The sequence below is a fragment of the Micromonospora sp. CA-240977 genome (assembly GCF_050942285.1).
Classification (GTDB): domain Bacteria; phylum Actinomycetota; class Actinomycetes; order Mycobacteriales; family Micromonosporaceae; genus Micromonospora.
On the sequence record NZ_CP192055.1, the window covers coordinates 3,099,341 to 3,112,413 of the forward strand.

13 protein-coding genes are annotated in these 13,073 nt (G+C 73.2%); 3 read left to right on the plus strand and 10 right to left on the minus strand.

Annotation, left to right across the window (positions count from 1 at the left end; translation table 11 throughout):
• Nucleotides 1-40 precede the first annotated feature (40 nt).
• The gene (locus ACQPWW_RS14190; RefSeq protein WP_433132827.1) at nt 41-556 is read right to left on the minus strand and encodes a hypothetical protein; all 516 of its coding nucleotides are present in this window, start codon (nt 554-556) and stop codon (nt 41-43) included.
• Between the two features lie 340 nt (nt 557-896).
• Here ACQPWW_RS14190 and ACQPWW_RS14195 point away from each other — a divergent pair, with 340 nt between their 5' ends.
• Nucleotides 897-1,304, plus strand: coding sequence for a hypothetical protein (locus ACQPWW_RS14195; RefSeq protein ID WP_433132829.1), 408 nt, complete (start codon nt 897-899; stop codon nt 1,302-1,304).
• Nucleotides 1,305-1,346: 42 nt separating this feature from the next.
• On the opposite strand, the gene ACQPWW_RS14200 is transcribed toward ACQPWW_RS14195, so the two are convergent.
• Entirely contained in the window at nt 1,347-2,504 is a 1,158-nt protein-coding gene (locus tag ACQPWW_RS14200) for a toprim domain-containing protein (RefSeq protein WP_433132831.1), read from the minus strand.
• Between the two features lie 148 nt (nt 2,505-2,652).
• Nucleotides 2,653-3,297 carry an SAM-dependent methyltransferase gene (locus ACQPWW_RS14205; RefSeq protein ID WP_433132833.1) on the minus strand — a complete coding sequence of 215 codons (645 nt, stop codon included), beginning with the start codon at nt 3,295-3,297 and terminating at the stop codon, nt 2,653-2,655.
• A gap of 151 nt (nt 3,298-3,448) precedes the next feature.
• On the opposite strand from ACQPWW_RS14205, the gene ACQPWW_RS14210 reads away from it, so the two are divergent.
• Complete coding sequence (locus ACQPWW_RS14210) at nt 3,449-4,045, plus strand: helix-turn-helix domain-containing protein (protein WP_433132835.1); 597 nt, start codon at nt 3,449-3,451, stop codon at nt 4,043-4,045.
• On the opposite strand, the gene ACQPWW_RS14215 is transcribed toward ACQPWW_RS14210, so the two are convergent.
• The 7 genes from ACQPWW_RS14215 to ACQPWW_RS14245 form a co-directional block, all read right to left on the minus strand.
• Nucleotides 4,042-6,717 carry a bpX6 domain-containing protein gene (locus tag ACQPWW_RS14215; protein WP_433132837.1) on the minus strand — a complete coding sequence of 892 codons (2,676 nt, stop codon included), beginning with the start codon at nt 6,715-6,717 and terminating at the stop codon, nt 4,042-4,044. The two genes, ACQPWW_RS14210 and ACQPWW_RS14215, sit on opposite strands and share 4 nt — an antisense overlap.
• On the minus strand, nt 6,714-8,366 hold the full coding sequence (locus ACQPWW_RS14220) for a hypothetical protein (protein WP_433132839.1): 1,653 nt from the start codon (nt 8,364-8,366) through the stop codon (nt 6,714-6,716). The genes ACQPWW_RS14215 and ACQPWW_RS14220 overlap by 4 nt, the downstream gene beginning before the upstream one ends.
• Nucleotides 8,363-8,773, minus strand: coding sequence for a hypothetical protein (locus tag ACQPWW_RS14225; protein WP_433132840.1), 411 nt, complete (start codon nt 8,771-8,773; stop codon nt 8,363-8,365). Before ACQPWW_RS14225 ends, ACQPWW_RS14220 begins: the two co-directional genes overlap by 4 nt.
• On the minus strand, nt 8,770-9,921 hold the full coding sequence (locus ACQPWW_RS14230; RefSeq protein ID WP_433132842.1) for an AAA family ATPase: 1,152 nt from the start codon (nt 9,919-9,921) through the stop codon (nt 8,770-8,772). The genes ACQPWW_RS14225 and ACQPWW_RS14230 overlap by 4 nt, the downstream gene beginning before the upstream one ends.
• 63 nt (nt 9,922-9,984) lie before the next feature.
• A complete protein-coding gene (locus ACQPWW_RS14235; protein ID WP_433132844.1) occupies nt 9,985-10,617 on the minus strand; it encodes a hypothetical protein in 633 nt (210 codons plus the stop codon).
• Nucleotides 10,614-11,366: a hypothetical protein gene (locus ACQPWW_RS14240; protein ID WP_433132846.1), complete on the minus strand. Its 753-nt coding sequence runs from the start codon at nt 11,364-11,366 to the stop codon at nt 10,614-10,616. The genes ACQPWW_RS14235 and ACQPWW_RS14240 overlap by 4 nt, the downstream gene beginning before the upstream one ends.
• Nucleotides 11,360-12,073 carry an ABC transporter ATP-binding protein gene (locus ACQPWW_RS14245; RefSeq protein ID WP_433132848.1) on the minus strand — a complete coding sequence of 238 codons (714 nt, stop codon included), beginning with the start codon at nt 12,071-12,073 and terminating at the stop codon, nt 11,360-11,362. The genes ACQPWW_RS14240 and ACQPWW_RS14245 overlap by 7 nt, the downstream gene beginning before the upstream one ends.
• A gap of 112 nt (nt 12,074-12,185) precedes the next feature.
• Here ACQPWW_RS14245 and ACQPWW_RS14250 point away from each other — a divergent pair, with 112 nt between their 5' ends.
• Complete coding sequence (locus ACQPWW_RS14250) at nt 12,186-13,034, plus strand: sensor histidine kinase (protein WP_433132850.1); 849 nt, start codon at nt 12,186-12,188, stop codon at nt 13,032-13,034.
• The last annotated feature ends 39 nt before the right edge of the window (nt 13,035-13,073 follow it).

The window sequence follows — 13,073 nt, forward strand, 5'->3', positions numbered from 1 at the left end:
CCCTGCTCGTCGACGTACTCCCACCGGAGGATGTGCACGATTATCCGCGATCGGCGGTCGCGGAGCTGGTAGCGCCCGCGCCCTCGGCCACGGCCCGCAGGCGGACCACCATCTGCTCGATGAGCTGGGTGTCGGTCGCGGAGAGTCCGTTGTCGGCGAGCACCTGGCGCAACGCCACCTGCTTGACGTCCATCCGACGCAGCTCACTGAGCAGCGTGATCTGGTCCTGGATCCGCCGTGCCGCCGCGTCGTCGACGAAGTAGCCCGAGTTCACGCCGAAGGCGGCGGCCAGGGCACGGACGTGTGAGGTGCGGGGATCACTTGCCACACCGCGGCGCAACTCTCCGATGTAGGCGGCGCTGATCGTGACACCCGTCTCGGTCGCCGCTTCGTTGATCTTGTCAGCGATCTCTCTGTTCGTGTACTTGCGGCCGGGCTCGTCGGAGTCGCCGAGCTCATCGCGGGTGGGGCGGATCTCGTCGAACAGGTATTCGAGTCTCGCGGCCAGCGTGTCGAGAGGCGGCAACTCCTGCTCTGTGTGCCGATCGTCGGCCATGATTCTTCACCCTCCAGGCACCGAAACGTCAGTGTCGCAGATGGATGCCGCAACGAAACAGATGTTGACACATGCACGCAACGTGAGCGTATGCTCGCTTCTGTTTGGAGCAACGTGCGTTGAGCGCTCAGCCAATCGGCTCAACGCCCGTTGCGTGGCGGAAGAGATCGAGGTCCGCCAGCCGAACGGGGAGGCGCCGTGGGAGGGGTCAGCTCCGCAAGGAGCACGACGGGGGGACTCCTCCTGCAGCACTGCTGTCGCGGCGCGCCGGTGACGGAGGGGGGCGCACGTCACCGGCACCCGCATCCCGGGACGGCACATCACGAGGGGAACGAACCTGATGCTGACGGCGCACCAACCGCACGGCATGACCTACCCCGAGGCGGCACGAGAGACCACCGCTCGACTCGCGCAGGATCTCGATGACACCGTCGCCGCCGACGCCATCCAGCTGGCGATCGAGGCGTGGAAGAGCCTGGCCGGCACCGACTTCGCCTGGGACCGCTTCGGCCTGGAGTTGCTCAACGTCCGGGCGAGGCTCTACTCGGATCACGACGACGTGGTGGTGGACACCGGGCCACCGGTCCGCGACGACGCGGAGACCCGCCTCGCCGTGACGTCCCTGCTGGAGCAACTCGCCCGATACCACGATCGACGGGCCGCCGACGACCGCGACGACCCGCACCGACGGCTCAGCCATGACGCCGGCGCCCAACAACTGCGACGCGCGGTCGCGGCCCTGGCCTGACCGGGACGACCACGGCGAGGGGTGGGATGTCACCTGCGCACCCTACTGACCGCCCGTAGCCTCGGGATGCGACGCTGCCACGATCGCCGGCAGAGCGGCGTCGGGTAGCGCGTCTTCCAGGTGTGCGATCGCGGCGAGCGCGACGGTGTCGACGCCGGCCCCGGTCGCGGCGACGATGCGTCGGGCGAGCCGGATCGCGTCGTCCGGACCCGCGGCCTGAAACAGCAGCGGCACCAGGAGGCGTACGGCGGCGCATCTGCCGTCGATGTCCTCCAGCAGACGGGGATGCCGCTCGACGAGTCGGGTGAGGCGGTGGTCGAGCACCGCGTCGAGCATGGGCCGGGCTCGCCGCCGCAGGGCGGTCCGCAGGTGGGCCCTGCCGTTCGGGCGGCGGAGCAGGTCGGCCGGGTCAGCGCCGGCGGCGAACTCGGCCACCAACAACGGGCCGGACAGGCGTTGCCGCCGGAGCAGGTGCCAGGCCCGGTCCACCGCGCCGCGACCGGCCGGGTCCGCGTCGAATGCCGCCACGATGCCCTGCGCGGCGCCGGGCAGACTCCACAGTGTCGCCGCCTGGTCCTCGGTCAGTGCGGTGCCGCAGGGCGCGACGGCCACCGCCCCCGAGGGACCCGACCGGGAGTACGAGAGCCACACCGCGAGAACGTCGGCCGGCCCCTCCACCAGGACCGGTGTCCAGTGTGCGGCGAGGCGCTCCTGCTGTTCGGCGATCCCGAACAGCAGGCGCCCCTTGTCGTAGATCGCCGTCCGAGGGCTGTTGATGTACTTCGGCACGTGCGCCACGGAGTCGGGGCGGCAGCGGCCGAGAAACGCCACGGCCCGCCCGGCCGGATCGCGCACCGGGAACATGATCCGGTCGCGGAAGACGTCGATGAGCCGGTTCGGGCCCGACCGGGTGCGCCGCGCCAAGCCAGCACCGATCAACTCCTCCGCCATGAAGCCGGCGGCAAGCAGGTGGTCGGTCAGCGAACTCCAGTCGGGTGGGGCGTACCCGACCCGCCACGGCCACTCCCGTCGCACGAGCACACCGAGACCGCGTTGGACGAGATAGGCACGCGGGCCGTCGGCCTGTGCGAGCTGGGCGCGGTAGTACGTCACCGCGGCCTCGACGGCGGCCAGTAGCCGCGCGGACCCGGGGTTGCCGCGTACCGGGAATGTCGGGTGATGGGGTTGAGGAGCGCCCATGGCCCACCTCCGGCGTCCACGCTAGCGTCAAGCGGACCTGCCTCGCCAGGAGCGCTGCGGCGTAGCTCCGAGGACGGCCTCCACCCGATATTCGGATCGGCCCGGCTGATGGGTACGTCACGAGCCGATCGGCCGGGCGGCGAGCAGGTCAGGAACGGCGGCTGGCTCTGACGACCACGTCGCGGATCGAGACGGGGTGGCCGCCGTGACCGGTCAGCGTCCGGTGCGACTCCCGAGCGGTCCTGAGGTCCCAGACGAGCGGGTCGAGGCGTGCCGTGATGTCGGCGGCTGTGACCGAGGCCGAGGCGGGCGGCTCGGTCTCGTCGTGCCCATGCCCGGCGGTGGAGGCATGGTCCTGGTCGTGGAGGTGGCCGACGATGAGCAGGGTGCCCGCGGGGGCGACCCAGGACGCGATGCGGTCGTAGAAGTCCAGCTGCGGCATCGCGGGGTGCGCGTAGTGGGTGGTGACCAGGTCGTACCGGGCGTCCGGCTGCCACGTGGACAGGTCCGCCTCGACCCACCGCACCCGATCCGCGAGGCCGCTGGCGGCGGCGCGCTCGGCCGCGTGGGCGAGCGCCGCGGTGGCGATGTCCGCCCCGGTGACCTGCCAGCCGCCGGTCGCGAGCCAGATGGCCTCGGCCCCGGCGCCGCAGCCCGCGTCGAGGGCCGTTCCGGGCGCGAGGTCGCTGACCTCCCGCATCAGGTGCGGGTTGGGCTGGCTGGTGGCCATGGCGGCGGCACGATCGCCGTCCCAGATCCGGTTCCAGTAGCCCCTGTCGAACGAGTGCGTCATCGAGCGCCTTCCCTGTTGGCAGCAGCGCGGCCACGGCCGCCCCCCGCCCACCACTTCCGATCATGGCTACCCCGACGGCAACCGGCCGCTCAACAGTGACAAGCAGCGGGGCAGAACCGCAAAATCTTTTGCCGAATGGCAAACTGGGGCCATGGACGAGTCAACGGACCGCACCCTCGACGCCGTCGGACCGCGGCTCAGGCAGCTGCGGCAACGCCGCGACATCACCCTGACCGACCTCGCCGCGGAGACCGGCATCTCGACAAGCACCCTCTCCCGGCTCGAGGCCGGCCTCCGACGCCCGACCCTCGAGCAGTTGTTGCCCCTGGCCCGCGCGTACGGCGTCACCCTTGACGAGCTGGTCGACGCGCCGCCGACCGGCGACCCGCGCATCAACATGCGTCCGCTGCCCACCAGCGACGGCTCCACGATCGTGCCGCTGACCCGCCGACCCGGAGGCATCCAGGCGTACAAGTTCGTCCTCCCGGCCGGGCGCGACGACGCCGAACCCGACCTGCGCACCCACGAGGGCTACGACTGGGCCTTCGTCCTCAATGGCCGACTCCGACTGGTGCTCGGCGAGCACGAGCTCATCCTCGAGCCGGGCGAGGCTGCCGAGTTCGACACCCGCACTCCGCACTGGTTCGGCGCCACCAGCTCAGGGCCTGTGGAGTTCCTCAGCCTCGTCGGTAAGCAGGGTGAGCGCGCGCACGTCCGGGCCGCCCCCCAGCGGAACGAATCCGTCTAGAGGCGCGTCCGCAGGCGGGCGACGGCCTGGCGCCGGGTGAGGTCGACGACGACCAGCCGGCCGTTCTCCTCCCATACGGTGAGGGCGTCGGCGTGGCGTCGAATACCGATCGCGCCGACGGCGGGTGGAAACACGACGCGCAGGTTGCCGTCGGTGACCTCCACTGTGGTCTGGGTGGGGCGGTCGATGCGCATGCCCCCACCGGCCAGCAGGGTCGGCCTCCCCTCCACCGTCCGGACCGCCGCACCGTGCCCCTTCACCTGGTAGGTGTCGGTGTGCTCGTCGTGGCTGGTGGTCAGGAGCGCCGCCGAGGCGAGCAGCGCGACGCCGTCGAGGCCGTCGAGGTCGACAGGTCGGCGCATCCGCAGCATGAGTGCGGGCAGGTCCCAGCGCCACACCTCGGTGTGAGCCGCATCGAAGCCCGGTCGACCGGTGATCCGGACCAGCGCGGCGAGGCTGGTCGGGCTCCGGGCGATGTCGAGCACCGCGATGCTCGGGTCCAGTTCGCGCCACGTGACGCGGGGGACGTCGACGGTCAGGTCGACGAACGCGATGCTGTCGTCGTCGACAACGGTGAGCAACGCGCCGTCGTAGCTGGATAGCACGTGGCGCGCCGTGACGGCCACGGATGGCCGCAGCCGGCGGGTGCTCAGGTCCAGGGCCCGGACGTCGCAGGAGGAGCCGCGTCGCGCGACGAGCAGGACGTTGGCGCCGTGATCGGCGACGACAAGCTGGTGTGCGGGCACGTCCCAGCTGACCCGGGTCCGGCCGTCCAGGCCGAGCAGGCGTACCCCGAAGTCGCCGTGCGCGGTCAAAAGGGTGCGGCCGGAGAGCAGGACCGCGTCGTGGATCGGCAGTTGTCCGGGCTCGCCGGGCGCCGTGATGTCGACCCGCATGTCCGGGCCGGGCACCCTGCTCGCGGGCAACGGTGGCAGGTCGGCGGCGGCGAGCCGGTCGGCCCGGTCCCGCAGCCGGTTGGCGACCCGCCTGCGCTCGCCGGCGTCTCCGCTGGGATCACCTACCGCGTCGCGCACCAGGAGACGCAGCGCGGCGGTACACAGCCGGCGGTCCGTTGCCCGGTCGGTGCAGCGCAGCTCGGCAAGCGCGGCCACGAAGCCGCGCTGGGCCGGCGTCAACTCCTGGTCGCGGCCGTCGAGCAGCGCGACCGCGGTGGTCACGCTGGTGGTGGTCGGACGCCAGGTGACCAGGTGCGCGAAGAGGTACCCAGCGGTGTGGCCGCTGAGCGCCATCCCGGCCTGGATGTTCGTCACCACGAGCGGGCGCAGCGCGTCGTCGGGCCAGGCCGCCTCCACGGCGCCGAGATGATCGTCGGCTGCCTGCCGTGCGCGTACCCACTCGGCGCGCAACTGACAGGCCGCCGCGACGTCGACGCGGGCAAGGCGCTCGACGGCGGCGGCGAACGCGCCCCGGGTGCGCGCCACGCTCAGCGCCCGGTCGTGGTCGCCGGCCCGCCACCACAGCCGCACCGCCAGGTCCGGATCGAGGTCCCGGCCCTCGGCGAGCGTCGCGGCGAGCCGGTACCTGCGGTGCCGCTCCAGCAGCGCGACCGCCTCGGCCGGCAGGTTCAGCAGATCGGCGAGGACGAACGCGGATTCCGCCACCCGGCCGGTACGGTCCAGCTCGGTGGCCGCCTGCCGGTAGAGCGTCCGGAGGTGCTGCTGGGTTCCGACGTCGAACGGGACCGCTGCTCCGCCCTGGAGATGCGGGTGCGGCACCAGGTCGCCGGTGCGTGGCCGGGGGAGCCGGAGGGTCGGGCGTCCACCGGGGCCACTCACCCCGATCGCGTCCCGCAGTGCCCTGTCCCAGTCCCGGCGCTCGAAGGCGGCACTGAGCCGCCGGACGTAGCGGTGCTGCGCGTTGCGGGCCAGCCGGGCGGCGCGGCTGGCCAGCACGAGCCGGGCGAGTAGCGCGTCCCACCAGCCACCCGACGACGTACCGCGACCGGACTGCCCGCCACCACTCGCCGCGGCCGCGCTGCCCCGGGTGATCATCGAGTTGACCACCCAGAACAGGGCCGCGCCGAGGGCGAGGACCACCGTCGGGTGTGGCGCGGCGACGAGCGCGGCGAGGCCGTACGCGACGAGGGCCGCGCCGATCGCGACGATCTTCGCGACGGCGGTGTCGGGCAGCCGGCGCGATCGGGTGGGCGCGGACAGCAGCCGCCGGGTCCGCCGTGGTGGCGGGGCGACGCCAGCCACCGCGCGCAGATCGGGTGCCGGCGGGGGTGGCTGCCAGGGCACTGGTGTCGCCGCCGCGACGACCGCGCGGTCCAGTGCCGCGAGCGGCTCGATCCGCAGGGCGCTCAGGTCGACCCACGAACTCCGGTCGACGAGGGGCAGGACCGCCCGGCTGACCCGGGTTGTCGTGCCCGCGTGCGGGAACAGCACGTCCCCGTCCCGGGCATCCGCGACCGGTGTGCCGTGCGGGTGCAGGACGCCGCCGCTGTCGACGAGAACGAGACCGGGAGCCAGCTCCGCGCGGACCGGGACCGCCTTGTCGAACTCCAGCAGCCACGCCCCGGTCGGCAGGTCGAACAGCGCGGCACCGGGCTGCCAGGTCTCGACGACCCGCCGGCGCGCCTCGACCTCCCCGATCACCGGTACGTCGATCAGCAGGGCGCGGGCCGGGAGTTGGCCCCGGAACGCGCTCATCCGCTGCTCCGGACCGTGCGCAGGACCTGGTTCGTGGCGAGGTCGGCGATCTCGATCAGCCCGACCGGCCGGGGCACGGCCAGCCACGGCTGACTCGGATGCAGGGCCGGAGCGCCGACTCCGCCCGACCAGCGGGTGAGTGTCCGGGTGTGGGTCGGCGAGACCAGGCGGACGATCAGTCCGCTGCTCGACACCGTCACCAGGTGTGGGCCGTCGATGTCGACAAGGCCGATGATCGTCGTACCCTGCTCGATCGTCACGTCGCCGACCAGACCGGACGCGGTCTGGATGCGCCAGGTGGTGTCGCCCACCGACCAGGCCGTCATCGTCCCGGCACCGAGGACCACTCGGGCGGTGGCGGGGATCCGCACCTCGTCGGGCAGGCCGGTGCCCCAGATGTGGGTGCCGCCCCGGCGGGCCAGGCGCGGGTGGTCCGGCTGCCGACCGGGGGCGACCGTCAGGTAGGAGGACAGCGGGCGAGCGTTGGACAGGTTCCACCAGTCGCCGGCGAACTCGCACAGCAGGTCGCCACCCTGGAAATAGAGTGGCGACAGGGGCCCCGCCGCCGCCTCGACGGCGGAGACCGAGAGGCCGACGGCGGCCAGCGGCACCGCGAGCTCGTGCGTCTGGCCCAGCGGCTTACCGATCACGACCGGCCGCAACGTCTCGTCGACACAGCTCAGGATCACGAGCCGGCGGCCCAACCAGGTCGCGGCCAGGGCCGGACCGGGCAGCTGGTGTCGTCGCGGGCGCCCGGTCGGTACCCGGACCGAGACGACCTCGGCCGGTCCGTCGCCGCGGGCGATCAGGTACGGCACGGTGCTCGGGAACAGCGGTGTCCGCAACGGCCCCACGCCGGTGCCGACGGGGGTCGCCCGGAACGCGGTGCCGCGCAGGACCCGCAGCGCGACGTCGGCGGGCGGCAGCGGGAGGTCGAGGTGCCGACCGCCGACGACGGCCCGTACGACGCTCGCCCCGTCGACACCCCACTCCTGCTCGTGACTCACCAGCACCCGGTGCCGGTCGGGCAGGTCGTCGGCCAGGTGTGGCCCGGTCAGCACCCAGGCCTGGTCGGCGGCGTCCAACTGCTCGGTCCACTCCCGAACCGTCGACGGGCCCGGTTCGGTGGCTCGGCGGGCGACAAGCCAACCGGCGAGCTGTCTACCCAGGTCACCGTCCCGCCAGCTACCCGGTCGTTCACCGAGCACCCCCACCACCAACGACCGGCCCTGGCTGGTCGCCCGGCGATGCAGCACGACGAGCGCGGCGAGCTGGACCAGCCGGGCGGCGCCCAGTTGCCCCGGGCCGGTGTCGACGAGGACGGCCACCCGTCCGCGCACCGCCGGGGATCGGGTGGCCGCCGCCAGGTACAGCAGTTCCCCGTCGGCGGCGCGGCGGACGAACTCGTCAGGTAGCTCCTGCCACAACTGCAACTGCGACGGGAGCAGCCGCTCGATGGTGCCGCGCGGTGCCAGCCCGTCGTAGCCGTCCGGTTCGCCGTCGTCCGTACCGGCGTCCTCCGCCCCGGAGAACAACTCGTCGACGCGTCGGACCAGCGGACCCATGGCGAGCGCGACGTCACTCGCCAGAGTCGACAGTGCCGACACCCACGGCGCCAGCGCCGGCGGGAGGGTCCGGTGGTCGGTCATGCGGGCGCCAGCCATCGGGGGTCGAGCGGCTCCTGCGGCAGCGGGCCGGTCAGGACCAGCCCGGGCAACAGCGCGATCAGTCCAGCCGGCTCGTCGGTGAGGTGGCGCAGCGGCTCGCGCAGCAGGTCGGCGCACGGCCACGGCTGGGAGAGCGTCGGGACCAGCACCCCACCGTCCCACCCCAGGTAGACGGCTCCGTCGGCCCACGGCAGATCCGCCCGGTCGCCGAGCACGATCAACCAGCCCTGCTCCCGGCCCGCGCAGGCGCGCAGGTGAGCCCCGGCGGTCACCCGCAGCAGCGTGTCCGCGCGCAACCCGGGCACCACCGCGTCGGCCGCGACGACGGCGGCAGCGGGAAGCGGGACGTCGCGTCGCCGCCACCGCAGGGACAGCGGTGCCGCGCTCACCGCTGGATCGCGGCGACCAGGAGGCCGCGCATGTCCCGCAACGACGGCGGGGCATCGGCCAGGACGAACCCCGCGTCGATCTCCCGCAGCGTCGCTTCGAGGCGCAGTCGGTCGTCGTGCGTCAGCGACCCGAGGCCCACCTCGTCGAGCAGGCGACGGCCGGAATCGACAAGCCGGGCCGCGCGGGCCTGCCGGCCCCGGGCGAACTCCTCCGCCGCGTACACCAGACTGCCGTTTCGTCCCTGCGCCAGCAGGTCGGACAGCACCTCCCGGGCCGACGCCTGGGCGTCGAGGGTCGGCGCGATAAGCGGAAGCACCCAGAGGTCGTCGGCGGTCGCCGCGGTGCGGCCGTCCATGACCGCCGCGGCCGCCACCAGGCGTTGCGACCGCACCACCCGGCGGTCACTGAGCGGTACGCCCGCCTGACGCAGCTGACGGATCGCGGCGGCCAGCGGACCGCGCACGCCCTGGAGGTCACATCCCTCGGCCGCCTGGGACAGCCGATCCACCGCCGGCAGCAGCGATCCGGTCGCGTCGGACGGCCGGGACCCCGCCCGCCAGCCCACCTCCAGCAGCTCGTCCAGTCGCGCGTCCGGGACCGGAGTGACGAAGACGCGGGCCAGGAACCGGTCCGCGAACGCGGCGAGAGCCGGATCGTCGGGCAGGCTGTTGGCGGCGCCCACGCAGACCCGCAGCGGGCACGACAGCAGGGTCGAGCCTCGCCGGAACACCCGCTCGTTCAGGATTCCCAGCAGGGTGTTGAGGACCGCCGTCGAGCCGAGGAAGACCTCGTCGAGGAACGCCACCTCCGCCTCGGGCAGCATGCCGGCCGTCTCGAACTCCACCGACCCCTCGCGCAGCCGGCGCAGGTCGACCGGGCCGAAGATCTCGCTCGGCTCGGTGAACCGTCCGAGCAGGTACTCGAAGTACCGGCCGCCGAGCTGGTCGGCCGTTCGCCGTACGGCCTCCGACTTGGCCGTGCCGGGCGCGCCGATGACGAGCACATGCTCGCCGGCCACGGCGCTCAGCGCCACCACCTCGGCGACCACCTCCCGGTCGACAAGACCGGTGCGGGACCGCGCGATGGCCTCCCGCACGGCGACGGCGTCCGTCGACAGGGGAGCCGGCTGCCTGGAGATCGTCTGCACCGGCGAAGTCTACGAAAACCGCACCTCCGGCGCGCCCCACAAACGGCGTCGGGGACGCCAGCCTCACGCGTCGCGGCGACGGAATGTCAGCGCGGCCAGTGCCAGGGCGGCGAACGTCCACGTGAGCGTGGCGGCGGCGCCGTGGGACGGGTCGAGGGCGGCGGTGTCCGGCAGGTAGGCGGCGCTGGCGCTGGACCGGGCCCGCAGCAGCGGGCCGGCGACGAAGTACAGGCCGAGCAGCAGAATCGCGGCGGGCACGGCGCGGCGGACGAGGCTGGCGACCGCCGCCGCCAGCAGGGTGGTGAGCGTCAGGTAGGCGGTCGCTGCGGGCGTCCAGGCCGGCGCGTCGGCCGGGAGGGTGCTGGTGGCCGCCGTCGCGGCGGCCACCGGGAGCGTCAGCGTGGCCAACGCGAGGGCTTTCGCCGCCTGTAGGGGCAGCCGGCGGGGCATCGCGAGCAGCGTGGTCCGGATCTGGTCGCCCTCCTGGTACTCGGAGGTGGCCGCCAGCACGCCGAGCACCAGGAAACCGGCCTGCGTGTAGCCGAGCGGGGCCAGACCGGCGTCGTCGCCGAGCGGCTCACCGGCCGCCGCGTACGCGTACGTCAGCAGGGCGGTGGCGGCCCAGGTCAGCAGCGCGGTCCGGGGCAACGACGGCAGGGTCAGCAGTTTGCGCAGTTCGGCGCGGGCGGCGCTCACGCGTCACGCCGCTGGAACAGGACGGCGCCGACAGCGAGTAGCGCGACGATCCAGGCCGTCATGACCAGGCCGGCGGTCACCGGAGGGACCTCGACGGGGAAGTCCGAACCGCTGATGAACATCTGCGCTCCGACGATGTCCGGCAGGTAGGAGGCGAGGTCGGTGACCTTCGTCAGCAGGTACGACACGGACACCACGGAGCTGTTGATGATCAGCAGTGTCAGCGGCACGATGCCGTTGCGGGTGATCAGCGTGATCGCGTACGCGAGGAGCGCGGTCAGCGTCCAGTAGAGGATCGCGGCGGCGACCCGCCCTGGGGCGGGTACCGGCGCGTGTTCGCCGTGCAGCACGTGGGTGAGGGTCAGGGTGGCGGCGGTGGTGACCGCTGCCTGTGCCGCGACGACAAGCACCAGCGCGGAGGTCTTCGCCAGGAGCAGCCGCAGCCGGTGGGGAACCGCGGCGAGCGTGGCGGTGAGCTGGCGGGCGCCGGGGGCGTCCTGACCGGTGGACGTGTATTCGCTGCTCACCACGATGACGCCGAGGACCATCGGACCGATCAGGCCGACACCCAGGTCGCGCAGGCCCAGGTCGGACGGGTCGGTGAGGGTGCCGGCGGCGATCGCGCGGCGGGTGTACGGCGCGTTCAGCAGGACGATCGCCGGTGCGATGAGCGTGCCCAGCACCAGACCGACCCAGGCGGTGGGCAGGCCGAGCAGCTTGCGGAGTTCGGCGCGGACCAGGTTCACCACGGGCCAGCCGCCTCGGTGGACGTGAGCGCGAAGAAGGCGTCCTCCAGCGTGCGGTGACCGCCGGTGACGTCGGCGAGCCTGCCGTGGGTCACGACCCGGCCCTTGTCGATCACGACGACGTCGTCGACGGTCTCCGCCAGTTCGCCCATCAGGTGGCTGGAGAGCAGCACCGTGCGGCCCTGTGCCGCGCTGTCGCGCAGGAATCCGCGCATCCAGCGGATCCCGGCCGGGTCGAGCCCGTTGACCGGCTCATCGAGGACCAGCACCTCCGGGTCACCGAGCAGCGCGGTGGCGAGCCCGAGTCGGCGGCTCATGCCGAGGGAGAAGCGGCCGGCCCGCTTGCGGGCGTCGCCGGTCAGGCCCACGACGTCGAGGACCTCGTCGGCACGGGAGTCCGGCAGGCCGTTGCTGGCGGCCACCCAGCGCAGGTGGGCGCGGGCCGTGCGGGCCCGGTGCGCACCGCTGCCGTCGAGGAGGGCACCGACCGTCGTCAGCGGGCGGTCCAGTTTCCGGTACGGGCGTCCGCAGATCAGCGCGGTGCCGCTCTGCGGGCTGTCCAGGCCCAGCAGGATCCGTAGCGTCGACGTCTTGCCGGCCCCGTTCGGCCCGAGGAAGCCGGTGACCCGGCCGGGGTGGGCCTCGAAGGTGACGTCGTACAGGATCCGCGTCCTGCTCTTGGTCTTGCTGACGCGATCGATCGTGATCATGCGTCGAGTCAACCGGCGACCCGGCCCGCGCACATCGGACCGTTCTCGGATCCCGCCGGCCGGGTCGGTCCACGGACCGTCAGACCCTGGTCTGAGAACTACAGTCGGGATGGTGAACGTCCACCCGCGCCCCTCCGGGCGGTCCAGGACCGTGCCGGTGGTCGCCGTGGTGGTCAGCGTGCTGGTGATGTCCATGTGCACGGTCGGCACGCAGGGCCCGCTCGCTGTCGTCCTGCCGCCGCTGATTGTCGGCGGCGCCGTCGCGGCCGCGGTGTGGGCGGTGCGGCGGTCCCGCGCCGACCGCACCGCCTACGAGTCGCGGCTGACCGCCTGGGCCGCCTCCGAGGCGGTGCTCGCCGAGCGGTTGCGGATCGCCCGCGACCTGCACGACATCGTCTCGCACGGTCTGGGTCTGATCACGGTCCGCGCGGCGGCCACCCGGCACCTGCCCAAACCGGCAGAGGTGCAGGTGGCGCTCACCGACATCGAGGACGCGAGCCGGCACGCGACAGCCGAGCTACGCCGCATGCTCACCGTCCTGCGTGAGCCGTCCGCCGCCGGTCGCCGCGCGCCGGTCGACAACCTCGACGACCTGCCCGGCATCGTGCACGGGGCGTCGCTGGCCGGGATCCGGGCACGGCTGACGGTCGAGCCGCTCGGCCCGGTGTCGCAGGGCGTCCAGGTCGCCGTCTGCCAGACCGTGCGGGAGGCGCTCAGCAACGCCGCGCGGCACGCGGGACCGACGGACGTGCGGGTACGGGTGTACCGGGACGGGACCTACGTGGTGGTCACGGTGGCGGACACCGGCCCGTCGGTCGACGGATGGCGGGCGTCTCCGGGCGCCGGACACGGGCTGGCCGGGTTGCGGGAACGGGTCGGCAGTCTCGGCGGCACCCTGTCGGCGGAGCGTGTCGACGCGGGCTTCCGCCTCACCGCGCGGATCCGGGACGACGTGGCGTGAGCGACATCCGGGTGCTGCTCGTGGACGACCAGGCGCTGC